This is a genomic window from uncultured Paenalcaligenes sp., assembly GCF_947630565.1.
Taxonomy (GTDB): domain Bacteria; phylum Pseudomonadota; class Gammaproteobacteria; order Burkholderiales; family Burkholderiaceae_B; genus Paenalcaligenes; species Paenalcaligenes faecalis.
In genome coordinates, this window is the sequence record NZ_CANRIC010000030.1 from 1 (window position 1) to 24,642 (window position 24,642).

The following is a 24,642-nucleotide window of genomic DNA, read 5'->3' on the forward strand; positions in this document are numbered from 1 at the left end:
ATAAATGGTGTTTTATTCGCCAATACTAGCTAATCTTTATGCTTCTTGTTTAGGCTAAACAGGTATGTACGTGTTATATCAAGCCTTGTACTCTTAATTTTCGGTTAGCATTTTCATGGTTGAACATATCAAATCCCGTTACGTTAGCTCTGTTTATGACACACTCTCAAGCCGATATCACTCAAAAGATTTCACCTTGGCGCGCAGTGAATATTTGCGTACACGCATCATAACTATTAGCGTAATCTTTGCTGTACTAACACCTATATGGGCCTTGTTCGATTGGTTCTTACTACCGAAAGAGTCATGGGCTGTCGTATTTCCTGCACGACTAGCTATGTTCTTAGGCTTTCTACTCACTTTATATATCTGCCATCTCTCCCGCCACACATCAACCAAAGCGAGTTTGCTTCTAAGCGGTATCACACTGGCATTACCCGGGCTTTTTTATGCCGCTGTACTGATGAGCCTTGCCTCAAGTGTGCCCCACTCTTTGATTGGCTATAGTTTTATCCCTTTTTTACTGGTTGTCACCCTAGCCGTTTTCCCCTTTACGCTCATTGAGTCTTTTATATTGGGAATGGGATTATTAGTTTTACAGTTCTTTGCCGGATATATTATGGGACAGCCGCTTTCCTCTCAGCACTTGCAAGACCTTTGGCTTTTAGCGGCTCTACTATTCATCGTGCTAAGTACCAATCATTTTCATCTGAGCTTATTGCTACGGCTGTATAGACAAGCAACCCATGACCCTTTGACTGGTTTATTAAATCGAATCGCGCTAGAACGCCATACAGAGCATTTAAAAACACTCTCTCTACGTCCTCCTAACACAATCATTATGCTAATGGACTTAGACCACTTCAAAAAAATTAATGATACCTATGGGCATTCGGTAGGGGATGAGGTATTACGATTATTTTCTAGCTTGCTGAAGGCTGAAATGAAAAAAGACCAAATTACCTGTCGATATGGGGGAGAGGAATTCTTGATTATCAGCTCTTATTCTACTAAAGAGCAAATGATTAACTATGCAGAACGCATCAGGCAACTAACCCAAGAACTACAACCTAAAGAAGTCAACGGAGATGCCCCTAAGATCTCTGTCAGCATAGGGTTGAGTATGCTGAGACCAAATGAAAGCATTCAGTCTGCCATACAGCGGGCAGATGAACGCCTTTATAGGGGAAAACGCACAGGTCGTAATCGAGTGGTAGCTGAGGAAATAGAGGCTTAATAAAGCACAAGCCTCCTATCGTGACAAAGCCTTACGTAAGGTAGCGGCTAATTCTTCGGCAGCAAACTTCACTACATAACCATCTGCACCAACGCGACGCACGTGCTCCTCGTTTGTCGAGCCTGACAATGAGGAGTGAATCACCACGGGCATAGCGCTAAAACGGGGGTCCTGCTTAATATTACGCGTTAAGGTAAAACCATCCATTTCTGGCATTTCTAGGTCGGACAACATTAAACTGACTTTATCATGAATTGTTTTGCCCTCTGCCTCTGCGGCGGCAGCCAACGCATTCAAACGATCCCACGCTTCTTTGCCTGATTTTACGATTTCGTAAGGGACATTCATGGCCTCTAGGGCTTGCTGCATTAATGTACGAGCGACGATGGAGTCATCCGCGGCAAGAATAATCGTCCCGGGTCGTAAATTGATACCAAAAGTCTGATCTACGGTTTTGAGTTGGTCTTTGTGCTTAGCCTGCATTGGGGATATTTTTTGCAAAATAGCCTCTACATCCAATACCTGTACTAATTTCGAGCCATCCGTATCGTCATCTAGTCGAGCAAGGCTGGTGACCATACTATCCGTCACATCACTGGCCTCTGCAGATATCACCTGACTCCACTCTAAACGTACAATGTCTTCTACGGACTCTACTGCAAAAGCTTGTGTACTACGGGCATACTCAGTCACCACCATTAAGGTGGGTTCTTTTTCTGGCTTATAACCTACGATAGCAGGTAAATCAAAAACGGGAATGACCTGTTCACGTAAGCGCACTACGCCCAATGAATAAGGGGGGGCTCCTGCAATAGGTGTAATCATAGGGATGGTTACGATCTCTCGGACTTTAAACACATTAATCCCAAACAGCTCTGACTGCCCCTGTATGCTGCCTGTTCCGAGGCGAAACAATAGCAATTCAAACTTATTAGAGCCAGTCAAGCTGGTGCGTTCGTCGATCTCATTTTGTACAGATGACATGGTGAACCTTTAACAAAAAAACACTCAATCACAGACCTTAAATTGTAACTACTATTACATCATAAAGTACTGCTCTTATTAACTATACATGAAGGCTAATGCAGCCCACTCCATCTTTGTACCGAAGGTTCGGTTGAGGCCCACTTCCATTCCTTACCTCGTTTACAAATCGCAGCAAGATAGGGCATGGTCTGCTCTTTGTCTTCTACCGTAAACAGTATCTCGCGGCAAACGACAAGAGGGTTACTAATTTCACGTACTACCTGCAGTTGCCCTTGCTCATTGCCTAGAGGAATTACACGTGTAATTTGCCATGATTGCGTCTCTCCGATGGGTAGCTCGCCTGCTAAATGAGCCATCAGATTTTGTTGCTCATTAGTCCATTCTCTGAAGACGTATTTGATTGTGGCATCTGTAGCGGCTTGCATAGTGACACCCACTGCATAACCAACGACTGGATTAGCGGTAGCAGCACTACTTGCTACACCAGAAACGGCACCGACGGCACTGCCAATTGAAGACGTCGTACACCCAGAGATAAGCCCTAAACAGCACAACAATAGACTAGCAGAAAGACGCCACATTATTGCAAAGACCCCCATCGAGATGTCGCGGGTTCTGCAGTGGCCCAACGCCAAACATCACCGTCCTGACAAATCATACTGACATAAAATTGGCGCTCAAGATCAGGGTCTACTGACTCTTTAGTAACGGCTGAAAAAACGATTTCTTTACAGCTTAACCCCATGCCACCAACCAGCCGACTGACGGTAACTTGACCATGACTATCGGGCTCTAAAGGTAGAGCATGGTCCACTTGCCAGTCAGCCACCTCTCCCATTTGTAATGGGCTTGCTGCATCTGCTATGGCGTCTTGCTCTTCTCCGCGCGTCCTACGTTGCGCATATTGTAGTCCCGCCTTAGCGGCAGCCTGTACTCCTAGCCCTATCCCTGTTGCGGCTGCCGCATTATCAGTAATTTGATTTGCTATGGCTACACCCGCCACACCAGCTGCTGCGCCTGTTCCTTCGCTAACCATAGAAGTACAGCCTACCAATAACAATAGACTCAGCCCTAGCGCTCCCCACCCTGCACGTCGTCGTAGCTCTGCTTTGAATTTTGCTCTTAACATCCGATCGGTCCAAAACTATTTTTATGATGCCGTTTAATCACACCAGTATAGTGGGCAAATACCAGACGTACCAATCCTCTATTTACTTATGAGTATTCAATCGTTCCACCATATCTTGGCCTATCTATAATAAATTAACCAAAATGAAGGATACGATATGACAAAGACTACGATTCAATTACCTATTCTTGATTTCACCAAACTACATAACCCAGATACTCAGTCAGAGTTTTACCAACAGTTACGCTATATTGCCAAGGAGGTTGGCTTTTTTTATTTAGTTGGTCATGGAATTAAAAGACAAGATCGGCTTGATTTACTTGACGCCATGAAAAAATTCTTTGCTTTACCCAAAGCAGAAAAAGAAAAAATCTCCATGAGTCAATCTCGCCATTTTCGAGGTTATACCGCTGTCACAGAGGAAAGTACGCGTAATAAACCGGACTATCGTGAACAAATCGATATTGGCGAAGAATTACCTGCCCTATCTCTGCGTCCAGAAGACCCCATCTGGTTAAATCTACAAGGCCCGAATCAATGGCCTGATGCGGTGCCAGAGCTCAAAGAGTTAGCCTTACGTTGGCAAAGCCAATCACGCGCCATTATTGAGCAGTTATTACGCGCATTTCTGGTTGCCTTAGATGTACCTACGACTAGCCTAGATCCTATTTTGACAGGCGCTCCCCAGCATTTACTTAAACTTATTCATTATCCGGCCCGTAACGATCAACCTGATAGTGAGCAAGGAGTTGGCGCCCATAAAGACACGGGTTTACTCACCTTTTTATGGCAGGATGATAATGGCGGCCTACAAGTTGAAACTGATTCAGGTTGGATAGACATCACACCCATTGAGGATGCTTTTGTCATTAACATAGGCGAGGTGCTGGAGCTAGCCACAAATGGTTATCTGCGGGCGAATGTTCATCAAGTGCTGCGGCCAAAAAATGGCTTATCACGCTATTCGATTGCTTATTTCATCACCCCGAATGTAGAGGCTAAAGAGGTTCCCTTATTGACGCTGCCTCTAGAGCTACAACAACAAGCCTTAGGCCCAGCTAGTGATCCTTTAAATCCACTTTTTCATAATTTAGGCAAAAATGCGATGAAAGGTCGATTACGTTCTCATTTAGCGGTAACGCAGCGATTTTATCCAGAGCAATATCAACAAATAGTAGAAAATAATAATATTAGTTAAATAAAAAAAGGATAAGAATTAATTCTTATCCTTTTTTACTTATGTTTACTTCTTTTTACTTATCTTTAATTAAACGATGGTTTACTGACTTCGATAAACGATCACCTAAAAACTGAATGCTTTGTACCATTACTACTAAAATAATAATCACTAGCAGCATGACTTCAGGCATAAAGCGCTGATAGCCAAACCGAATACCTAAATCACCTAATCCGCCTCCGCCCACCACACCTGCCATAGTGGAATAACCAATTAAGCTCACGATGGTTACGGTTAAACCAGCAATAATTCCCGGTAGGGCTTCGGGCACGAGCACTTTATACATAATTTGCCAAGGGCTCCCCCCCATCGACAGCGCCGCATCAACCAGGCTTTTATCAACCTCTCTCACGGCTGCTTCAACTAAACGTGCAAATAGCGGCGTAATAGCAATAGTTAAAGGCACAATCGCAGCCGTGGTTCCCACAGTAGTGCCTACAATCCACCGAGTTAGTGGAATAATAGACACCATGAGGATAATAAAAGGGGTAGATCGCACTAAATTAACCACTAATCCTAAGCCTTTATGCAGCGAAGGATTATCTAAAATATGTCGTCGATCGGTGACTACCAATAGTATTCCTAATGGCAGCCCTAACACCACAGCAAGTAAGGCCGACACCAGAACCATATGCAGCGTTTGCTGCAACGACACAAATACAATAGAGACTAAAGCGGGCGAAATCCATGCATCAAGCCACATAGCCTATTACCTCCGCATGCAGTTCCTGAGCCGATAGCCAGTTTAAAATAGGGACTAATTTCGCTTGCGCCTCAGGCAAACTGAGAGTCAATACGGATAAGGAGTCACTACCTATATAGTCCACCCGACCATGCAGTACCTGAGCGCTTACAGCAAACTGCTGCTGTAATAACGCAATAACGGGAAACTGAATCGTCTGCTGCGTCTGTATCACGCGTATCACGGGGTCACTGCTTGATTGCGGCTTATATCGCAATTTTTGTGCTAAAGGGGCGGGTAATTCATGGGCCATCGTTGCTCCAATAAAACGTTTTGTTGTTTCTGTTTTCGGAAAGGCAAATACCTCATAGGTAGAACCTATCTCTACTATCTGCCCCTTTTCCAATACAGCAACCTGCGTTGCAATGTCTCGAACGACCTGCATTTCATGACTGATAATGAGAATCGTAATGCCCAAACGCTGATTCAGATCACTCAGCAAGGCCAGAATCTGCTCGGTTGCCTCTGGATCTAGGGCGGATGTGGGCTCATCACACAATAAAATGCTCGGCTGTAAAGCCAAAGCTCGTGCAATCCCGATGCGCTGTTTTTGACCACCGGACAATTCAGAGGGATAAGCATCTGCTTTATGCGTCAAACCAACCAACGCTAATAACTCGGACACACGCGGGCGAATAAGTGCTTTAGACTCACCAGACAGCTCCAGTGGCAGGGCCACATTTTGTGCAACGGTTCGTGAAGAGAGCAAATTAAAATGTTGAAAAACCATCCCTATACCTCGACGCGCTTTGCGTAAGGCTCGTCCCGTCAACTGCGCAATATCCACACCTTGAATATAAATATGCCCAGAGGACGGTTTTTCTAATCCATTTAAACAGCGCACTAAAGTGCTTTTTCCGGCTCCAGATCGTCCAATAATTCCGCAAATTTCACCGGCATTAACCGTCATAGATATCTGATCTAAAACCGGCTCATCCATAACATAGTGCTTACTTAACCCTTTTATCTGGATTAAGGCAGGCTGCTGACTCATTATTACCACCCTGCAATCACATTACCGTCAAAGGTATCAGTTAAAAACTGCTTAACCTCTGGCGAACGATAGCTCTCAACTAATGTATGTACCCACGGCTCATGTTGCCGATCCTCATGCACACCAATTAAGCAAAAATAATCAGACAGTTCATCTTCAACTAAGAGTCCATCACGACTAGGCAATAAATTCGCATTTAAGGCAATATAGGAATTGATTACTGATAAATCCACATCTGCTAATGAGCGTGGCAATTGGGCTGGGTCTAAGGAAAGAATCTTTACCCCTTTTGGGTTTTTTAAGATGTCTAACTCGGTCGCCTCAAAGCCTAAGCCTTCTTTTAAGGTAATAAATCCGGCTTGCTCCAGAATTTTTAAAGTTCGCCCTGCATTGGAGGGGTCATTCGGAATCGAGATCAATGCCCCATTGGGTACATCACTCAAGTCGTTATATTTATGTGAATAGATAGCCGATGGGAGCAATACCGTCCGAGCGGCAGAGACCACTCGCACACCTCTGTCTTTAATATGTTGATTTAAGTAAGGCGTATGCTGAAAGGCATTTGCATCAATGTCACCATTACTGGTCGCCTCATTGATAAGAACCCCATCTGAAAATTCCACTAACTGTATATCTAGCCCTTTGGTTTTAGCTACCTCAGCCACTACCTCGGCGATTTGGGCATGGGGCCCGGACGTAACCCCAAGACGAATAAGCGGCTGTGCTATCGCACTCATACAAGCACAAAAGCCAATTATCGTAATTGTTGATTTTAGTAATGATAAGCGCATGGCAACCTCTCTATTGTTTGTATGAAAATTGATGGTAGCTGCTACACGTCGATTCACTAAGGAACAATTTTTCATTTATTTATTTAGGTATAAGCTCATAGCTACGCTATAATTCCTTCTATCAAGGGGAGTAGCTTAACTTTTCCGACGCATCGTCATCACGGCTGTACATTTATACGTCTCCCGGTGCGCGGGTAACGAACTACACAGTTAAATGTGGCCTCAACCCACATCGTTACAAGCAAGACCTTGCCATTCAAAGGGCAAGGTGCGCGTACTCCAAATGAAACGGCCTGTCCTTTGTGGAATCAGGCCTTTTTTTATTGTCGGAGTTTTTATGTTGGAATTTTTTCAAACACTCAGCTGGGCTGCTGTCTTTCAGATCATCATGATCGACATTTTGCTCGGGGGCGATAATGCGGTTGTTATTGCACTCGCTTGTCGTAATTTGCCTCAAAAACAACGTCTACAAGGCGTCCTTTGGGGGACAGCAGGGGCCATCATTCTACGTGTTATTTTGATTGCTTTTGCCTTAACTCTCTTAACTATCCCGTATTTAAAAATCATAGGTGCCTTATTATTGGCATGGGTAGCGATTCGTCTACTCGTTCCAGAGGATGAAAGTCACGGCAATATTACCAGCAGTGTTTCTGTGTGGGCGGCTGTAAAGACCATCATTATTGCCGACTTTGTTATGAGTTTAGATAACGTCATCGCCATTGCGGGGGCAGCACAATTAGCCAGCCCTGACCATCAATTAGGTCTGGTCATCTTTGGCTTAGTCATCAGTATTCCCATCATTGTTTGGGGCAGCACCCTAATCCTAAAACTCATAGACCGTTTCCCCTCGATCGTCACCTTAGGCGCAGGCTTATTAGGATGGATCGCTGGTGGTCTATTGGTAACTGATATTGCTTATATTGAGCGTTTTGGCGAGCCTAGCAACACCGTTCACTACGGTGCGCAGATTGCTGGCACCGTTGTGATTATTCTTCTAGGTAAGCTCTTGGCTAGCCGAAAAAGTAAAAAACACCCCCCTACCCCTGCCGCCTAACGGGTAGACAATGCCCCTTAACTCAAACCCTGCCTCGGCAGGGTTTTTTTGTACAGAACCTAAAAAAGCAGTTAGCTCTTGTCTTTATAGCTCTGCCCTTGCTGCGTCAGTCTATAGCGCTGTAATCGACTCGTTTTCTTTTCAGGTATGGTTACCCTCTCCATCTCTTAAATGCGCTTTCATCTAAATCAGCGGGGACATACCAGGTTTTTTTAACGGGGTCCCAGCGCGCACCGAGTGATTTGGCTTGATCTTTATCCGCAAAAGGAACACGTAAATCAATACGACCATCCGCATAACTATTTTGAGAGGCGGAGGATGAGGCATACGCCACGGACGCACGTTGAGGCGCAACAAACGACCCCGCATTAGCGGGTACGGGTTTAACCAAATAAGGTTGCTGCTGCAGTTGTTGCAAGCGTTCTAAAGCGGGGGCTTTGACTTGCTCTAACTGTAATTCAGCTAAATAGTCACTCACTTTATGACTATCCTGAGGCACAAATAAGCTGAGTCGTTTTTGAGTCCGTGTGATACCTACATAAAATAAATTATGCTCTATTTGCCCACTATTTTTAGCAGAGGGGAACTCCCCTTGTTCCAATAATGGCATCAGTACATGCTCATATTCCTTACCTTTTGCTTGGGCAACCGTACACACCACCACGGCTTGCGCAGCCTGTGCACCAGCCTCATCGGTTTGAGCACACCATGTATAAAAATCACTTAAGCTTAACTGCAGGTCAGCCGCAACCTGTATAAATCCAGCAATGGACTTCTGAATCACGGTGGCTTGATGATCAAACACATAAATACGCTTTGCCACATTGAGCATATCCAATTGCTCACACAGCTGCGTTAGGACCTCGGCGGCACGCGTATTTTCATCGACTTGCTCTAAAAAATGCAGCGCTTCGCTTATGCGCCAGCGCCCTTGCTCTGAACCCGTGCGCTGTATCTGACCTTGATAAAAAGTAGAGAGCAATTGAGGAAACTCAGCGATCTCGCTAGCCGCCTCTTGCAACAGGCTATCAGCTAAATGAATCTCACTAAATAACGCCAAGGCATGAACTATTTTTTTTCTGATTTCCATTGAGCCAATACGGCTTAATCCATTGAGTGCCAGTGCCATCAAACCACGTAAAAATAGAATCTCATCGCGCTGCAAATACCCCGTAAAACCATGTAGCTGATAGGCAACACCTGCTTTTAAAAAACTGTTCTCTAGGTGAATAGATTGATGCTCATCACGTAATAACACGGCACACTGATCTAAACGTCCACCTTGTTTTTGCCACAACAAAATAGCATTCAACACAGGCTGCATGGCTAATTCAGTTTCGGACTCTTGGTACTGATGCACATGAATTTGTGTGCCTAAAGCCAAGGCACTATCCACCTTTTTCTTTTTAAAGGCGGCAACCGCATAAGCCAAATAGGGGCCATGTCTATAGGTATAGCTGAGAGGATAGGTTTGCAGATGAGTAAAATAGGCTGCAAAGCGCTCATGTAAATAACTGGCATCAGCAGCCAGTTGTTTATAAATCACTTGGTCTTTATCGCCAGCAGCCACTAAATAGGTTTTATCTTTGGATAAAAGGGCTCGCAAAATCTGAAAGGAAGCCTCATTCGCATCATGTAACTCATCCACCACAACCAAGCGATAATCGGGTAATAGCTGCAATAAATCGGGCGACTCTTGTAAGGCACAAGCTAGGTCATAAGTACCGTCAAAAGGCCCTCTAAACAACACTCCTTCGTAAGGGCTTTGTCGTAACTGCTCATACTGCTGTGTCCACAAAAAATCTGTTAGCGTCACCCCTGCTATCAGGGCTTTCTCTGTGATGCTTTCGTCCTCTTGAGACTGTAAACCGAGACTTGCCTTCAAGCGCAACTGACTTTGAAAAAACTGGCTCAACGCCACATGATGAGTACGAAAATCCAGCTCATGTTCCGTATCGGCATACAACAGGCTCAATCGTTCCAGTGACTCAATCGCGATAGGCTTTAACTCATGCAACGTTGTTAAAGAGGGCGGCGCCGACTCCTCCCAAAAAGCAAGGGTCTGCCGCGAAAACCCCTCTATCGTATGCAAGGCTAATTTTCTAACAACAAAAGGCGAAACACCTAAATCGATAAGACGCTGCTGTAAAACGGCTAAGGCCTCTGGGGTAAAAACCAAACCCAGAATTTGTTGCGGGGCCAAACCGCGTGCCAAGGCTTCGCCTATGCGCAATGCCAATGTAGTTGTTTTTGCTGCCCCTGCATTCGCCTCAATCAAACTAATACGATGCTGAGAGCATTGAATGGCTTGCTGCTCAGAGGTTGGAATCACCCCTCTAGGTATAAAACGTGGCGCGCGGCTCATGGCTTATGCCGTTGCTCGTTTAGCTAAGGTATCTAAATTCAATAAGGAAAGGCGGTGCTGCTCAATTAAGCCTAAAGTGCCATTGTGATACATCTGCGCTAACTCCTCATCCGTCAAGGAGGACAGTTTATCGGTGTCCACCACCCACACACCGCCGACTCGCTCGGTTTTTTTGCCAACCGTCAGATCAATAGAGCGTTCAACCAGCAAGCCTTTTTCTTTGAGGCGCATGATCCAGTGTTGGGTTTGCTCAAGCTCAACCTGTAGAGTTCGCAACGCATGCAACAACTGGCTTAAATAAGCGGAAGGCTCTATACCCTCAAAAAAAGCCAGACCCTCTTTATGGTTTAGACCTGGATAGCTTTGTTCTACAAAGACCAACGGCTCTTGCTGCTGAGCATCAACCCCTAACTGGAAGGGGTGACGTTTCGCATAGGCGGGAATGTAATGGTGCGGCTCCCAACTTTGATCATCGTGTACAAAAAGGTTTTGACCTTGATTAAAGCCAAGCAAAGCCACGGATTGCAATAACGTGCCTTCAGCATTTGCGGCAATAAAAACGATAGGATAATTTTTGCAGGCCAGCTCAAACTCACTTTGAGCCAAAGGCAGCGCATTTTGGTTTTTCAAAAAACCATAATGATTATTCTGTAGATTAATTTTTAAATTAACATCACTGCCATCTAACGCAATCCAGCCTGGCACATTATTTTTAGACATAAAACCCCCGATCAAAACACCATTATATAGGCATAGGCAAGCCCCCTGATAATCCACTATACTAACTTAAGTAATAACTATTCTCATTTGCATTTATGTCAACTACCTCGGCTCCTATCGCCGCCTATCAGCACGTTTTATCACGTCGTCTTTGGCTTATGCTGGCCCTTGTCTTAGCCATCGTTGCCAGTCTAATCGCTGACTTTATGTTGGGCCCATCAGGCTTAGCCTGGTCTGAACTCTATGCAGCGCTTTTTAATCCAGCCAGCGCAGACCCGACCACGCGCGTCATTGTCTGGGATATACGTCTCCCCTTTGCCATGATGGCGATTGCGATAGGCATGGGCCTAGGCTTATCTGGTGCAGAGATGCAAACCATTTTAAATAATCCTTTAGCCAGTCCTTTTACACTGGGTATTTCATCCGCTGCTGCATTTGGGGCCTCTTTAGCTATTGTGTTAAATCTGTCTATTCCTGGCATACCCCCTAGCTGGATGATTGCAACTAATGCGTTTATTTTCGCCGTCTTTTCCGCCTTGCTTTTAGATGCAGTCGCTCGTTGGGGCGCGCTCAGCACATCCTCTTTGGTGCTATTTGGGATTGCCTTGGTCTTTTCCTTTAATGCCTTAGTCTCTTTGATGCAGTTTGTAGCCAGTGCAGAAGCCCTTCAAGGCTTGGTTTTCTGGACTCTAGGTAGTTTATCCAGAGCCAGTTGGCCTAAAGTTGGCCTGATGTTTTTAGCCTTTGCTCTTTTATTTCCTTTGGCTATGCGAGACTCATGGAAACTCACCGCTTTGCGTCTGGGCGAGGAACGAGCGCTTAGCTTTGGTATTAACGTCCAACGTCTGCGCCTTAGCTCTTTATTGCGCATTAGTCTATTGGCTGCGCTTGCGGTTTCCTTTGTAGGAACCATTGGCTTTATCGGTTTGATCGCCCCACACATTGCACGACGACTCTTTGGGGAGGATCATCGTTTTTATCTACCTGGCAGCGCTTTGGTTGGGGCATTAATTTTATCAATGGCCTCTATCGCCTCTAAAAACATGGTGTCGGGCATTATTATCCCTGTGGGTATTGTGACCTCTCTAGTCGGCGTACCCTTTTTCTTGTCCGTGGTATTACGCCGCCAAGCCGCCTAAGGATTCACCATGCTAGAAGTTAAACAACTACAAGTCGGATACGGTAAAAAAACCATTCTGCAACAAGTAGACATTACCCCCATCGCCGCTGGTCAAGTGGTCTCTTTGCTTGGGGCCAATGGCTGTGGCAAATCTACGTTACTGAAAAGTCTAGCTGGCCTCATTAAGCCCAAACAAGGCCAGATCATGCTGAATCAAGCGGACTTGAGCCAACAAAATTTTGAGCAGCGTGCTCAGCATGTGGTCTATCTCCCCCAGTCCTTGCCCGCCTCTGTCCATTTGCGAGTCTTTGAGTCTGTACTGGTTGCAGCCAATGCCACCTTACGGCCTACTCAACACTCGGCAACCGATGCTGACAGTATTATGCTGATGCTAGAAAAACTGGGCATTACTCATTTAGCTATGCGCTATTTGGACGAACTATCTGGCGGACAAAAGCAATTAGTTGGCTTAGCCCAAGCCCTGATCCGTAAACCCAAGCTATTGCTTTTAGATGAGCCCTTATCTGCATTGGATCTAAACTATCAATACCATGTGATGCAACTGGTCAAAGAGCAAACCAAAGCGCATCAGATGATCAGTGTCATTGTGTTGCACGATCTCAATGTGTCTATGCAACATAGTGACGAATGCGTCTTATTACATAGCGGTAAAGTCTTAGCACAAGGTGCAGTCGATCAGGTGATTACCGCACCAAATTTAGCTACCGCCTACGGGGTCGCAACGCGTATTGAGCCATGTAGCCAACAGCAGCTACATGTTTTTATTGATGGTCTAACTGCCTCCACCCAGGGAGTGTTATGAAGCGAATTTTCTTTTTTCTAAGCAGTCTACTCGTCGCCTTTACTGTTCATGCTGAGCCCATTCAGGTGACAGATGTCATGGGTCGCGAAATCACCTTACCGCAGCCCGCCAAACGAATTATTTTGACGCAAGCGCGTCATATGCCAGTGCTTGCTCTATTACACCCAGACCCCATCAGTTTGCTCGTAGGCTGGTCAGACGAGTTCAAAACCTCTTTTGCTAATGAGTACAAAACCTACGAACAGCACTTCCCTGCCATTAACCAAATTGCGGTGGTCGGTCGTCATACAGCAGAAAGTTTTTCTATAGAGCAAAGTTTGGCCCAACGTCCAGACCTTGTTGTCCTTACCTCACGCTTTGCAGGACTATTACCCAATCAAGATCCAAAAGAATCCGCGTTAATTCGTCGATTTGAAGACGCAGGTGTGGCGGTACTGATTGTGGATTTCTTTATGGACCCCATGAACAACACCATTCCTAGCCTACGGGCTTTAGGAGCTGCCATAGGCGAACCGGAGCGAACGGCTGAATTCATTACGTTTTATGAGCAGCAAATGCAAACAGTTAGCGAGCGTCTACAAGGGGTAACAGAGCAAGATCGCCCCCTCGTCTTTGTGCATGCTCACGCAGGCAGCACAGATTGCTGCAACTCTCCTGGTCAAGGCACATTTAATGACATGATTAGCTATGCAGGCGGTCATAATATTGGTGCTGATGTTTTAAAAACACAAACGGGCAAGTTAAATTTTGAATACATCAATGCCAGTAACCCTGCTGCATATGTAGCCACCGGTACTGGTGCAAGCAGTCGCAATCAAGCAGGCGGGCTACGCATTGGTACAAATGCTAGTGAAGAAGAGGCTCGCACCAGTCTAGAGCAAATAATTAAATCCAATCGTTTGCAACATCTACACGCCGTCCAGCAAGGGAATGCGCACGGTATTTGGCACGCATTTAATGACTCCCCCTTGCATGTCATCTTTATTCAAGCCTTAGCAAACTGGTTACATCCTGATCTCATGCAAGGGGTGTCTGCCCAAAGCACCTTAGACACGATTAATGAGCGCTTTTTAACTATCCCCATGCAGGGCAGTTATTTAGTCAATATCCACGCCTCTGCCACCAAGGATCAGTAAGCTCATGCAGTTTTGGCAACATACACTACGTGCCCCGAATGGCAGTGACTATCTATTACGTCTTTGGTCACCTCAAGACCCCGCCCCTGCCGAAGGCTATCCCTTGCTGTTACTGCTGGATGGCGACTGGATTCATGACCATGTGCGTTTGTTTTTAGCGCGTCAGCCTCGTCATATTAACTACGCTATTGCCACACTGGGTTTTGGATTAGAGCGACCTGCGGCGCGCCAGCGGCGCTCTTATGACTATACCCCGCTCCCTCCGCCCCCTCACGAGGCAGTAGACCCAAGAGAGCCAAACTGGCCTTGCGGTGGGGCCGTTGATTTAATGGCTTTTATTCAGCAGCAGGTTTTACCCACCATCCAGCAGCAATTATCGATAGACCCTACGCGTTTAGGTTTATATGGCCATTCGTATGGTGGACTCTTTGTTTTATACAGCTTATTAACGCAACCCCACCTGTTTAAACACTATATTTCAGCCAGCCCGTCACTATGGTGGTACGCACCATTTATGCAAAATCTGGCGGCTCAACTCCCCGAGCTAACACGCCGCATCCAATTAAGCGTGCTGATAGGAGGCAAAGAGCAATGGCGGCCTAAGCCCGCTGATCCTCAAGCCCCCCGTCCTGATGGAATCCCTACCTTACGATTTCTAGAGCCATTTTTAACTCAGTTACCCCAACGTAGTCAGTTAAAACAACAACTACACATCTATCCTGAGGCGGAGCACGGAGCCATGTTGGGTCTATCCACCGAATTTGCTCTATTAGAATTCATGGCCTAATTATGCTCACTGTTTATTGGTTTGATACCTCCAGCAGCCCAATTACAGCTGAGCTGCAAACCAAATTATCGTCTGAAGAGTGGGCGATCGCGCATCAATTCAAAACCAAAGCCTTGCAGCGTCGTTACCTATGGAGCAGAGCCATATTACGGCAACAAATCGAAGACTTAACTGGGGAAAAGGCCGCCACTCTCTCGTTTGCGCTTGGCCCCCATCAAAAGCCGTATCTATTGCACCTGCCTGTCCATTTTTCAATCAGCCATAGCCAGCACATTAGCGCTATCGCACTCAGTTCTAACCCGATTGGAATTGATATAGAGCATTTATCTATCCCCTTCAATCAACAACTTTTAGCTGTTTTTCTCTCTGAGTCAGAACAATTAGCCTGCCAAAGCTCTGCCGACTACTATCGATTCTGGTGCATTAAAGAGGCCGTACTTAAAGCCAAAGGAACCGGATTTTATATAGACCCTCTTCAGGTTCAGATCCAACCATCGGTCTCTGCTGTCTTTTCTGTTCAAGTCCACACCGAGTGCTTTGCCGCCCAAAGTCTACGATTACAACCAGAGTTAGAACTAGCCATTGCGCAGCGCCTACCAATAGCATCATTGTCTGTACGGAATTTATGCCCAACTCGTTTATTTTCGTTTTAAAGTGCTACACTAAAACTTAACTGACAATCATTCTCATTATCATTGTTATGACTAATCATATTCCACTAAAACAAGTTTGGCCCGAAGAATTCGCGCAACGCTATGTAGAAAAAGGCTACTGGGACAACCAATGTTTTGGTGAGCTTTTAGCGCAACGTGCTCAACAGTTCGCAAATCGCCCAGCAGTCATAGGCGGTGAAACCCGTTGGACATATCAAGATTTACACCAAAAGGCCTCTGCGATTGCCGCAGGTCTATTGCAATTGGGCTTAACGCGCGGTGCTAGAGTGCTGGTTCAGCTACCTAATATCCCCGAATTCATCAGTGTGGTCTTTGCCCTATTTAGAGCAGGAATGGTACCGATTTATGCTCTGCCCGCACATCGCATTACAGAATTAGAGCACTTTGCCAATCAAGCTCCTGCTGATGCTTATGTGTGCGCAGATCAATTTGAAGGCTTTGATTACCGAGTCTTAGCTCGCCAGCTACAGGAACGCTGCCCACAGGTGCAACACATCATTGTGGTTGGTCAGGCTGAAGAGTTCACCTCAATCGCTTCGATTGAGGACACTGGCTCAACAACCACGCCTGTACCTAACGGGGTAGCTGCTGCGACTGACGTGGCATTTTTACAGATTTCTGGCGGCAGTACGGGGCTATCTAAACTGATCCCCCGTACTCATAACGATTACATTTATACCTTACGAGAAAGCGCCAACATTTGTGGCCTTAGTCCAGCGTCTATTTTTTTAGCCGCTCTGCCTATTGCTCATAATTTCCCCATGAGCTCACCTGGCTTTTTAGGAACGCTTTATGCTGGAGGTTGTGTCGTCCTCAGCCCAAGTGCAGAGCCTGAAACGTGCTTTGCTCTGATTGAAAAACATCAGGCCACCTTCAGCAGCTTAGTGCCTCCGTTGTTATTAATGTGGCTCGAATTTGCACCAAATAGCCAGCACGACATATCCAGCTTAAAAACCATGCAGGTAGGTGGTGCAAAACTTATTCCCGAAGTCGCAAAACGGGTCAAGCCTGTATTAGGCATACAGTTACAGCAGGTCTTTGGTATGGCGGAAGGCTTGGTGAACTACACCCGCCTAGATGATGATGAGCACACCATTATCACCACTCAGGGCCGACCGATTAGCCCTGATGATGAAATACGCATAGTGGACGATCAAGACCAGCCTGTTGCCCAAGGCGCCGTAGGCCATTTATTAACACGAGGCCCTTATACCTTACGTGCCTATCACAATAACCCTGCTGCCAATGCACGCTCGTTTACTGCCGACGGCTTTTATCGCACTGGCGATATAGTGCAGCTCACAGACAAGGGGTATTTAATTGTGCAAGGGCGCGCTAATGATCACATTAATCGGGCCGGAGAAAAAATCTCGGCCGAGGAAATCGAAGATCATTTATTGGCGCACCCCGCTCTATTTGATGCTGCGGTTGTGTCTGTACCCGATGAGTATTTAGGCGAGCGCAGCTGTGCCTTTTTAATTGTCAAAAACAACGAAATCAAACCTAGAGCTATTGAAATCAAACGCTGGATACGCGAACGTGGCCTCGCCGAGTTCAAAGTCCCAGATCAGGTCGTTTTTGTAGACAGTTTTGACACTACCGCCGCCGGTAAAGTCAGCCGTAAACAACTACGCGCCCAGCTTAGCCAATCACTACAACAAAACCATGACTAATCACACTGTACTAGACCTAACTATTGAAATGATGCGGGCCGATGTCGCCGCCATGCTGCACGAAGACCCCAGCGAAATTCTGGATGATGACAACCTCATGGAGTGGGGCTTGGACTCGATGCGTGCCATGACCTTAGCTGCTAAATGGCGACAAACCGGTGCGGTGATTGAGTTTGCGGATATGGCCACTGACCCCACCTTGGCTCACTGGTGGGATATTGTTAATCGTAATCATTCTTAATTTTTGTTGTAGAACATGAGTAGCAGCACTTTGCATCCATTAAGCTCAGCCCAACAAGGGCTTTGGTACGCCCAACGCGTAAGCCCTGACAATGCGATTTTTAATACCGCTCATTACACGGATATTCAAAGTCCCATTGATACGGCGCTATTTACCCACGCTGTCAATACCGTTTTAGCTCAAGCCGAGATCCTACGTCTGCGGGTCATTGAAGATAACGATGGCCCTAAACAGCACTTTGATGCGGTGTGCCCTACTCTAGAAATCAATACCGATTTCAATACCCTTGAGGATGCGCTTGCATTTATGCAGGCAGATCGACAAACAGCCGTTGATCCGCGCACCGATGCCATTGCCCGCTTTGTGTTGTTGATTCTACCCAATCAACGTCAGCTTTTTTATATGCGAGTGCACCATTTAGCCGCTGATGGGTATGCGATGAACTTACTCGAAGCACGTTGTATTCAGCACTATTTAGCTCTACTACATCAGCAGCCTGCGCCTCCGGCTTTGCACCGTATTCAACAGGTATTAGCCGATGATCTCGCCTATCAAAACAGTCCAAAAAAAGAAAAAGATAACGCGTTTTGGATTGAGCAGTTACAACACAAAGAAGATGTATTGAGTCTAAGCAATGAGTCCGCGCTAAGCGCAGATCATTTTCTTTATGCGCAACATTACGTAGGTGAGGATTTCCGTCAGCGATTATTACAGTTCGCCTCTGAAAAACAGTGTAGCTGGGCTGATGTGCTGACCTTATTGACTGCGGTTTATATCGCACGTCATTCTGGTCAGTACGATTCCGTCTTTGGTGTGCCCTATATGGGCCGTATGGGCAATAGCAGCGCATTAGCTATTGCTACCGTCATGAATGTCGCCCCCTTAGCTTTAGATATAGACGAAAAGTTACCGATCGATGACTTTTTAATAAGGGGGTCAAAGGCATTATTACAAACCCGACGTCATGGCCGATACCGTAGTGAGCAATTACGTCGTGATCTTGGTTTATTGGCTGGCATGCGCCGTTTACACGGGCCGTTAATCAACATACTCCCCTTCGATACTCCTTATGCAAACACAGGCTTAGAGGCTCAATCCCATGTGTTGTGCGCCGGGCCAGTCGAGGACATCAACTTTACATTCCGAGCGGATACTCAAGCCAACGGGATGCGCATCGAAATAGAGGCCAACCCAACGCTATACGACTCGGCTGAAATCCAAGCTCATGCGGCTCGTTTAATACCATTTATAGAACGTGCTATGCAAGCCGAACGCTTAGTAGATGTGGCAACCCTTAGCCCAGCTGAACAGCATCATTATGTGGTTGAACTCAATCAGACCCAGCATCCTGTGCCACGCACGACCCTAAGTCATTTATGCGCACAAACAGCGAAGCAACACCCCTCACTGCTAGCCATCGCTGATCAGGCCATATCCTATAACTATCAACAATATCAACGTCGTGTTAATCAATTGGCGACCCAGCTACATACAGCGGGCGTAAAACGAGGTGATATTGTAGCGGTTGCGATGCATCGTCGCGTAGACATGGTCTTAGTGTTACATGCCATTATGCGTATAGGTGCAGCGTATTTACCCTTGGATTTAAGCCAGCCTAAGGCGAGACGCCTTGCTGTGTTAGAACAAGCCACACCTCGTCTGTGCATCAGTGATGAGCCCTTTGCACACCCCTCTGAACTAGCCTGTCCTCTGCTAGCCCTTGATGCTTTACCAAAAGCTACGGTGGCGATTGAGTCTATTGCCTATCCTCAACCAGAGGATGCCGCCTACGTACTATTTACCTCAGGCTCTACAGGAACACCTAAAGGCGTAGTGATCTCACATCAGGCTATTGTGAACCGCCTTTTATGGATGCGTGCGCATTATCAAATTAGCCCTGCTACCCGCTTTATTCAAAAAACACCCTACACCTTTGATGTGTCGGTGTGGGAGCTTTTCTTACCTTTCATAAGCGGCTCCTCTTTATTTGTAGCGCCCCCCGAAGCCCATAAAGATCCACACGTTTTGGCAAATCTGATTCTAGATCAAGCGATTGATGTGATTCATTTTGTACCCTCTATGCTGGCTGCTTTTTTAGCGGATAAACACAGCCAAAACCTGCGTATTCCTTTGGTTTTTTGTAGCGGTGAAGCCTTAGCGGCCCCTTTACGTAACCAATTTTATGAGCGTATAGACGGTGAGCTGCATAATCTTTATGGCCCCACAGAAGCTGCCGTTGATGTGTCCTACTGGCATGCCTCCAACCAAGATCACAGCAATCCTATCCCCATTGGCTTTCCTGTATGGAATACCGCCTTATATATCGTCGATGATGCCTTACGTCCGGTACCTGCTGGCGTAACGGGTCATTTATATTTAGCTGGTATGCAATTAGCAGACGGCTACCTAAACCGTCCAGACCTAACTGCTGCTAGCTTTATCCCTAATCCCTTTAGCGATCAGCCCAGCACACGTATTTATAAAACCGGAGATCTAGCACGTTGGCGTTCTGATGGCGCGGTAGAGTATTTAGGTCGATCAGATCACCAAGTGAAACTACGTGGCTTACGTATTGAGCTAGGGGAAATCGAACACGTTTTACTGCAACACCCAGAAATAACACAAGCAGTCGTTATTGTGCGTGAGGATCAACCACAACAGCAACATTTGGTTGCCTATGTGGTGAGTCAAACCCCCATCGATTCCGATTCCCTTTTACAGTTATGTCGCACACAACTACCTGACTACATGGAACCCAATGCGATTGTCTTTTTAGATGCATTGCCTTTGAATAGCAGCGGTAAGCTAGATCGCAAAGCCTTACCTATTCCCCAACGCCTACGTCAAACCGGAACACGGCCAACAACAAAAACAGAGCAATGGGTCGCTGGACTTTTCAAAGAGGTTTTACAGCTCAATCAGCCTATTTTTTGCGAGGATAATTTCTTTGCTTTAGGTGGACACTCATTACTTGCAGCCCAACTCACAGCGTTATTACGCCAGTCCGGTCATGCGCTTAACTTAGGGGTGGTTTTTGCCTATCCCACTGTGGCACAACTCGCGCATCACCTAACACACACGCCATCCACCTCCGCTAAGACAGCAGGTTTTGACTCTATTCTCTCATTGCATCAAGGCGATAAGACACTCCCTGCTCTCTTTTGCATTCACCCTGCAGGTGGCCTTAGCTGGTGTTATGGCGCTTTAGCACGATCAGACCTAGGCCAACGATCTGTCTATGGCTTACAGTCCAGCACCTTTCATAACGAACAACTAGCCGCTCAGAATTTGAAAAAGATGGCTTATGACTATGCCGATCAAATTCAATCTGTGCAGCCTCATGGCCCCTACCATTTATTAGGCTGGTCAGTAGGGGGCATCATTGCACATGCGATTGCCGTCGAACTGCAGTCGCGTCAGTGTCAAATTGGCGTGCTATGTTTACTCGATGCCTACCCCAGTGCGGCATGGCGAGATCAGCCCTTGCCGGCTGCAAATGCTATTTATAAAGCCTTATTACACATTGCAGGCTTTGATCCAGATGAACTCCCACATGTACAGCTAGAGCGTCAAAGCGTAATTGATTTTTTACGCAGTCAACATCACCCCTTAGGCGCACTCGAAGACATGCAGCTCAACGGGGTATTTAATGCCGTAGCCAGTAACAACCAAGCAGTTCGCGATCACAAGGAAGAACCCTTTTTCGGTGAAATACTGTATTTCCAAGCGGAACTAGATCATACCGAGACAAACTTAAGTCCTGAGATGTGGCAACCGTGGGCTACGACCCTAAACGTACACGGCTTACCCTTTTTACATGCCCATTTAACGGGGCCAGAGGCAACCGCACAAATCAGTCCTATCCTGAACCGCTCTCTTGCATTAGCCGAGCAACACCATTTAACTGAAGTCGATTTATGAGTCGTTTTTTACTAGACATTAGTCCCCTGCGCGAAAGCCGTGCCTTTCGCTATGCCTACGCAGCTCGTACCGCCACTGTTCTAGTGACAGGAATGCTAATGGTAGCGGCCAGTATTCAGCTATTTGAACTCACCAAATCCAGTATTGCTGTCGCCGGTTTAAACGTAGCAATGGCGATTCCTATGGTGTTAGCGCTCATGATCGGAGGCGTATTGTCTGATCGTATGGACAGACGTAAGCTCATGCTGTATTCCCGTACTGTCTATGTATTTAGTGTGGGATTATTTTTACTCAATGCTTTGCTGCCCACTCCTACCGTCTGGTTAATTTATGTTGCGGCCACCATTGGTGGCGCCGCGGGCGGTATTAGTGTGCCTGCCATGATGTCTGCCACGCCAGCTTTAGTTGGGCGCGAGCATTTAGCCGCCGCTGCAGCCTTATCTGGACTATCTATGCAGATAGGGGGCGTCATCGGCCCGTCTCTAGCAGGATTAATTATTGCGGGCCCTGGGCTCATCGTTTGTTATGCCATCGTTTTAGCCGCTGTACTCGTCACCCCTTTTTTTCTTAGTCAATTGCCCTCATTACCCCCTCGTGGTGCAACGACTAAACAGCCAGCGATTTTTCATTCTTTTGTCGAAGGTTTTAGCTATATGGCTAAACAACCTTTGCTACGCGCTTTATTATTAATTGATTTAACAGCCGTCGTACTAGCCACTCCGCTGGCCTTACTACCTGAATGGGGGAGCCTGATTCTTGATCAAGGCTCTGAGGTCACGGGCCTGCTTTACTCCGCACCCGCCGTGGGCGCAACGATTATGGCGCTTAGCTCTGGCTGGACGAAAACCGTTCAATACCCAGGGCGCATTATTATTGCCGCCGTGATGATTTGGGGGGCCGCTGTGTTTGCACTCTCCCAAAACACCTGGCTAGTTTGGAGTCTTATCTGTTTAGCCATTATGGGTGGCGCAGATACCGTTTCCAAAATTCTGCGTATGGCTTTAGTACAAAAGCATACACCGGATCATCTACTAGGCCGTATGTCCAGCCTCTGGATGACCCAATCATCCTTAGGAACGGCTGTAGGTAATATGCAAATGGGTGTGTTATCTCGTTATTTCAGCCCCTCTACCGCTTTTTTTATAGGTGGGGGAGCCTGTTTCGTGCTCAGCTCTTTATTTGCATTACGCAACAAAAGCTTAAAAGACCTGCAACAGCCACCTAAACCTTAATCAACCTACTGTCATGACAGCTACCTGTACTATCGTTTATTTAAATCAGGAATAGAAATGCAAATCAATATCATTACTAAAACTAAAACGTGGCAGCGCATTGGCCTAAGCGCCGCTGCATTGGCCATCAGCTCTATTGCATGGGCAAACGCTGGCACCTTTACGGCTCCAGATGCCGACTTTAACGCCATGCTCTCTGTCTCGGGCGTCGTACATGCCGGTGACACGGCGGAGGTGATGGGTCGAGGATTTAAAGCAGGTCAGCAGATTCAATTAGTCCAAAACGGTACGGTTTTAAGTGGTAAAACGCCGCTAGTTGCTAATGATAAAGGGGAAATACGCGCCCAAATCCATATACCTAAAGAGGCGGTCACGGGCCTACACCCCGTCGTCGTACAGGTTAGCAATCCCACAGCTGCTACGGTATTCGAGTTAAAAGTGTCACCGAAATTAGACCTAACCGGTGAGCAGCTATTTGACGTACAACAAGCCACCATTGCACCCGGCTTATACCAAGTCGCCTATAGCGCTAAAAACAATGCATTATTTGTGACCTCCTCGGTGGGTCGTCCTCCGGTAAAAGTGTCACAAATCAGTAAGGTTGATCCTGAAAGTTTAAAAGTCATCCAGCAGGTGACCCCCGCCGCTGACCCCCATCGAGCCGAACAAGTTATGGCCGTTTACGGTGTTGCTGTAGATGACAACGCCAATACCGTCTGGGTCACAAACACCCGCGCAGGCACGGTCGCAGTATACGATCAAAAAGACCTAAAGCTCATCAAGCAATTTGCTCACAATAGTGCGCCACATGGCCGCGATGTGGTGGTGGACAGTCAATTACAGCGTGCTTTTGTGTCCTCTCCTACCTCTAATAAGCTCTATGTCTTTGATAGCAAAAAATTAGAACCTCTAGCCCCTATTGAAATTCCATCCACGACGCGCCAAGATTTCGCAGCAATGAGCTTATCTTATGATGCCAATGGGCAGCGACTTTATACCGTCAGCCGCAGTACAAATGAACTGGCCATTATTGATACCAAGGAACTAAAAACCATCAAAACACTTGCTTTGCCTGGTATTAAAAATGCATCGGGTGTCGCTGTAGCAGCAGATCAAAAACGGGTATTTGTTACCGGTCAATCCAGTGACAACGTCGTCATTATTGACGTAGAGAACGAAAAAATAATGCATAACGTAGCCGTGGGAGCCGGTGCACTAAATGTGCTGTGGGATCAAGATACAGAACAGGCTTACATTGCAAACCGTGCAGCAGATACATTGACCGTTATTAATCTCAATGGTGACGTACTAGCTAACCTTTCTATTGGCAGCCTCCCTAATCACCTCAGTACTGATGGTGAGGGCAATGTGTTCTTAGTCAATAAAGCCAGAGGCCAGAACGATGAGAGTGGTGATCAACTGTCTCGTCTACATTTCAAAAAATAACGCCTCATGAGTTTATTAACACAATACACACCACACAGCAGCCTTTTTGCTAGCCCCTTAGGGGTGTTAATAACGCAAGGCTGCTTGGCGCGCCAGTCCTACGTCAATGACAGGCAACCTTTGGTTCGCGCTGCCCAAGACCTCTTTAAACACCATGCACAGTCTGACATTATTGTTGGGCTCTTGCCTTTCAATACATCCCGTGCAGCACAACTACTGGAGTCTAAAAAAGATCAGCAAGAACACGCCATCGTTATTGAAAATATTATCGAAGCGTTGGCGCCTTTTGTGACTCGATTGAGGCAGCAAAAACTCCGCATCTGATTTCTACGG

22 protein-coding genes are annotated in these 24,642 nt (G+C 46.5%); 14 read left to right on the top strand and 8 right to left on the bottom strand.

The genetic code is table 11. From position 1 onward, the window contains the following. Positions 1 to 115: 115 nt before the first annotated feature. A complete protein-coding gene (locus Q0Z62_RS06930; protein WP_269900689.1) occupies positions 116 to 1,237 on the top strand; it encodes a diguanylate cyclase in 1,122 nt (373 codons plus the stop codon). A gap of 15 nt (positions 1,238 to 1,252) precedes the next feature. Here Q0Z62_RS06930 and Q0Z62_RS06935 read toward each other — a convergent pair whose 3' ends face one another. The 3 genes from Q0Z62_RS06935 to Q0Z62_RS06945 form a co-directional block, all read right to left on the bottom strand. Continuing rightward, a complete protein-coding gene (locus tag Q0Z62_RS06935; RefSeq protein WP_298052640.1) occupies positions 1,253 to 2,221 on the bottom strand; it encodes a chemotaxis protein in 969 nt (322 codons plus the stop codon). 95 nt (positions 2,222 to 2,316) lie between these two features. Beyond that, positions 2,317 to 2,805, bottom strand: a complete 489-nt coding sequence (locus Q0Z62_RS06940; RefSeq protein ID WP_298052642.1) for a hypothetical protein — start codon at positions 2,803 to 2,805, stop codon at positions 2,317 to 2,319. Then, positions 2,805 to 3,353 carry a hypothetical protein gene (locus Q0Z62_RS06945; RefSeq protein ID WP_298052645.1) on the bottom strand — a complete coding sequence of 183 codons (549 nt, stop codon included), beginning with the start codon at positions 3,351 to 3,353 and terminating at the stop codon, positions 2,805 to 2,807. Before Q0Z62_RS06945 ends, Q0Z62_RS06940 begins: the two co-directional genes overlap by 1 nt. 157 nt (positions 3,354 to 3,510) lie before the next feature. Here Q0Z62_RS06945 and Q0Z62_RS06950 point away from each other — a divergent pair, with 157 nt between their 5' ends. Continuing rightward, complete coding sequence (locus Q0Z62_RS06950) at positions 3,511 to 4,551, top strand: 2-oxoglutarate and iron-dependent oxygenase domain-containing protein (RefSeq protein ID WP_298052648.1); 1,041 nt, start codon at positions 3,511 to 3,513, stop codon at positions 4,549 to 4,551. A 55-nt stretch (positions 4,552 to 4,606) separates the two neighbouring features. On the opposite strand, the gene Q0Z62_RS06955 is transcribed toward Q0Z62_RS06950, so the two are convergent. From Q0Z62_RS06955 to Q0Z62_RS06965, 3 genes are read right to left on the bottom strand one after another with little or no spacing between them, the layout of a single operon-like run. Then, positions 4,607 to 5,293: a methionine ABC transporter permease gene (locus tag Q0Z62_RS06955; protein ID WP_298052651.1), complete on the bottom strand. Its 687-nt coding sequence runs from the start codon at positions 5,291 to 5,293 to the stop codon at positions 4,607 to 4,609. Beyond that, a complete protein-coding gene (locus Q0Z62_RS06960; RefSeq protein ID WP_298052653.1) occupies positions 5,283 to 6,326 on the bottom strand; it encodes a methionine ABC transporter ATP-binding protein in 1,044 nt (347 codons plus the stop codon). Before Q0Z62_RS06960 ends, Q0Z62_RS06955 begins: the two co-directional genes overlap by 11 nt. Before the next feature lie 2 nt (positions 6,327 to 6,328). Next, positions 6,329 to 7,063, bottom strand: coding sequence for a MetQ/NlpA family ABC transporter substrate-binding protein (locus Q0Z62_RS06965; protein ID WP_269900696.1), 735 nt, complete (start codon positions 7,061 to 7,063; stop codon positions 6,329 to 6,331). Positions 7,064 to 7,454: 391 nt separating this feature from the next. On the opposite strand from Q0Z62_RS06965, the gene Q0Z62_RS06970 reads away from it, so the two are divergent. Next, the gene (locus Q0Z62_RS06970; RefSeq protein WP_298052657.1) at positions 7,455 to 8,171 is read left to right on the top strand and encodes a TerC family protein; all 717 of its coding nucleotides are present in this window, start codon (positions 7,455 to 7,457) and stop codon (positions 8,169 to 8,171) included. Between the two features lie 151 nt (positions 8,172 to 8,322). Here Q0Z62_RS06970 and Q0Z62_RS06975 read toward each other — a convergent pair whose 3' ends face one another. Further along, the gene (locus Q0Z62_RS06975; protein WP_298052660.1) at positions 8,323 to 10,536 is read right to left on the bottom strand and encodes an ATP-dependent helicase; all 2,214 of its coding nucleotides are present in this window, start codon (positions 10,534 to 10,536) and stop codon (positions 8,323 to 8,325) included. Between the two features lie 3 nt (positions 10,537 to 10,539). Beyond that, positions 10,540 to 11,256: a SapC family protein gene (locus Q0Z62_RS06980; protein WP_298052663.1), complete on the bottom strand. Its 717-nt coding sequence runs from the start codon at positions 11,254 to 11,256 to the stop codon at positions 10,540 to 10,542. A gap of 95 nt (positions 11,257 to 11,351) precedes the next feature. On the opposite strand from Q0Z62_RS06980, the gene Q0Z62_RS06985 reads away from it, so the two are divergent. From Q0Z62_RS06985 to Q0Z62_RS07035, 11 genes are read left to right on the top strand one after another with little or no spacing between them, the layout of a single operon-like run. After that, positions 11,352 to 12,395 (top strand): iron ABC transporter permease, encoded by a 1,044-nt coding sequence (locus Q0Z62_RS06985; RefSeq protein ID WP_269900700.1) that lies wholly within the window; start codon positions 11,352 to 11,354, stop codon positions 12,393 to 12,395. Between the two features lie 9 nt (positions 12,396 to 12,404). Beyond that, the gene (locus tag Q0Z62_RS06990) at positions 12,405 to 13,199 is read left to right on the top strand and encodes an ABC transporter ATP-binding protein (RefSeq protein WP_269900701.1); all 795 of its coding nucleotides are present in this window, start codon (positions 12,405 to 12,407) and stop codon (positions 13,197 to 13,199) included. Further along, positions 13,196 to 14,335: an ABC transporter substrate-binding protein gene (locus tag Q0Z62_RS06995; protein ID WP_298052666.1), complete on the top strand. Its 1,140-nt coding sequence runs from the start codon at positions 13,196 to 13,198 to the stop codon at positions 14,333 to 14,335. The genes Q0Z62_RS06990 and Q0Z62_RS06995 overlap by 4 nt, the downstream gene beginning before the upstream one ends. 4 nt (positions 14,336 to 14,339) lie before the next feature. Next, the gene (locus Q0Z62_RS07000) at positions 14,340 to 15,122 is read left to right on the top strand and encodes an alpha/beta hydrolase-fold protein (protein WP_269900703.1); all 783 of its coding nucleotides are present in this window, start codon (positions 14,340 to 14,342) and stop codon (positions 15,120 to 15,122) included. Between the two features lie 2 nt (positions 15,123 to 15,124). Then, complete coding sequence (locus tag Q0Z62_RS07005) at positions 15,125 to 15,775, top strand: 4'-phosphopantetheinyl transferase superfamily protein (protein ID WP_298052671.1); 651 nt, start codon at positions 15,125 to 15,127, stop codon at positions 15,773 to 15,775. A 47-nt stretch (positions 15,776 to 15,822) separates the two neighbouring features. Continuing rightward, complete coding sequence (locus Q0Z62_RS07010; protein ID WP_298052674.1) at positions 15,823 to 17,469, top strand: (2,3-dihydroxybenzoyl)adenylate synthase; 1,647 nt, start codon at positions 15,823 to 15,825, stop codon at positions 17,467 to 17,469. Next, positions 17,462 to 17,710 carry a phosphopantetheine-binding protein gene (locus tag Q0Z62_RS07015; protein ID WP_269900706.1) on the top strand — a complete coding sequence of 83 codons (249 nt, stop codon included), beginning with the start codon at positions 17,462 to 17,464 and terminating at the stop codon, positions 17,708 to 17,710. Before Q0Z62_RS07010 ends, Q0Z62_RS07015 begins: the two co-directional genes overlap by 8 nt. A gap of 15 nt (positions 17,711 to 17,725) precedes the next feature. Continuing rightward, positions 17,726 to 21,631, top strand: a complete 3,906-nt coding sequence (locus Q0Z62_RS07020) for an amino acid adenylation domain-containing protein (RefSeq protein WP_298052678.1) — start codon at positions 17,726 to 17,728, stop codon at positions 21,629 to 21,631. Then, positions 21,628 to 22,863 carry an enterobactin transporter EntS gene (gene entS / locus Q0Z62_RS07025; RefSeq protein ID WP_298052681.1) on the top strand — a complete coding sequence of 412 codons (1,236 nt, stop codon included), beginning with the start codon at positions 21,628 to 21,630 and terminating at the stop codon, positions 22,861 to 22,863. The genes Q0Z62_RS07020 and entS overlap by 4 nt, the downstream gene beginning before the upstream one ends. 57 nt (positions 22,864 to 22,920) lie before the next feature. Then, positions 22,921 to 24,309 carry a beta-propeller fold lactonase family protein gene (locus tag Q0Z62_RS07030; protein WP_298052684.1) on the top strand — a complete coding sequence of 463 codons (1,389 nt, stop codon included), beginning with the start codon at positions 22,921 to 22,923 and terminating at the stop codon, positions 24,307 to 24,309. 6 nt (positions 24,310 to 24,315) lie between these two features. Then, complete coding sequence (locus Q0Z62_RS07035; protein WP_298052688.1) at positions 24,316 to 24,633, top strand: hypothetical protein; 318 nt, start codon at positions 24,316 to 24,318, stop codon at positions 24,631 to 24,633. Positions 24,634 to 24,642: the final 9 nt, after the last annotated feature.

Coding starts and splice junctions, on each gene's coding strand:
- Q0Z62_RS06930 (WP_269900689.1), top strand. CDS start 116: ATGGTTGAACATATCAAATCCCGTTACGTTAGCTCTGTTTATGACACA.
- Q0Z62_RS06935 (WP_298052640.1), bottom strand. CDS start 2,221: ATGTCATCTGTACAAAATGAGATCGACGAACGCACCAGCTTGACTGGC.
- Q0Z62_RS06940 (WP_298052642.1), bottom strand. CDS start 2,805: ATGTGGCGTCTTTCTGCTAGTCTATTGTTGTGCTGTTTAGGGCTTATC.
- Q0Z62_RS06945 (WP_298052645.1), bottom strand. CDS start 3,353: ATGTTAAGAGCAAAATTCAAAGCAGAGCTACGACGACGTGCAGGGTGG.
- Q0Z62_RS06950 (WP_298052648.1), top strand. CDS start 3,511: ATGACAAAGACTACGATTCAATTACCTATTCTTGATTTCACCAAACTA.
- Q0Z62_RS06955 (WP_298052651.1), bottom strand. CDS start 5,293: ATGTGGCTTGATGCATGGATTTCGCCCGCTTTAGTCTCTATTGTATTT.
- Q0Z62_RS06960 (WP_298052653.1), bottom strand. CDS start 6,326: ATGAGTCAGCAGCCTGCCTTAATCCAGATAAAAGGGTTAAGTAAGCAC.
- Q0Z62_RS06965 (WP_269900696.1), bottom strand. CDS start 7,063: ATGAGTGCGATAGCACAGCCGCTTATTCGTCTTGGGGTTACGTCCGGG.
- Q0Z62_RS06970 (WP_298052657.1), top strand. CDS start 7,455: ATGTTGGAATTTTTTCAAACACTCAGCTGGGCTGCTGTCTTTCAGATC.
- Q0Z62_RS06975 (WP_298052660.1), bottom strand. CDS start 10,536: ATGAGCCGCGCGCCACGTTTTATACCTAGAGGGGTGATTCCAACCTCT.
- Q0Z62_RS06980 (WP_298052663.1), bottom strand. CDS start 11,256: ATGTCTAAAAATAATGTGCCAGGCTGGATTGCGTTAGATGGCAGTGAT.
- Q0Z62_RS06985 (WP_269900700.1), top strand. CDS start 11,352: ATGTCAACTACCTCGGCTCCTATCGCCGCCTATCAGCACGTTTTATCA.
- Q0Z62_RS06990 (WP_269900701.1), top strand. CDS start 12,405: ATGCTAGAAGTTAAACAACTACAAGTCGGATACGGTAAAAAAACCATT.
- Q0Z62_RS06995 (WP_298052666.1), top strand. CDS start 13,196: ATGAAGCGAATTTTCTTTTTTCTAAGCAGTCTACTCGTCGCCTTTACT.
- Q0Z62_RS07000 (WP_269900703.1), top strand. CDS start 14,340: ATGCAGTTTTGGCAACATACACTACGTGCCCCGAATGGCAGTGACTAT.
- Q0Z62_RS07005 (WP_298052671.1), top strand. CDS start 15,125: ATGCTCACTGTTTATTGGTTTGATACCTCCAGCAGCCCAATTACAGCT.
- Q0Z62_RS07010 (WP_298052674.1), top strand. CDS start 15,823: ATGACTAATCATATTCCACTAAAACAAGTTTGGCCCGAAGAATTCGCG.
- Q0Z62_RS07015 (WP_269900706.1), top strand. CDS start 17,462: ATGACTAATCACACTGTACTAGACCTAACTATTGAAATGATGCGGGCC.
- Q0Z62_RS07020 (WP_298052678.1), top strand. CDS start 17,726: ATGAGTAGCAGCACTTTGCATCCATTAAGCTCAGCCCAACAAGGGCTT.
- entS (WP_298052681.1), top strand. CDS start 21,628: ATGAGTCGTTTTTTACTAGACATTAGTCCCCTGCGCGAAAGCCGTGCC.
- Q0Z62_RS07030 (WP_298052684.1), top strand. CDS start 22,921: ATGCAAATCAATATCATTACTAAAACTAAAACGTGGCAGCGCATTGGC.
- Q0Z62_RS07035 (WP_298052688.1), top strand. CDS start 24,316: ATGAGTTTATTAACACAATACACACCACACAGCAGCCTTTTTGCTAGC.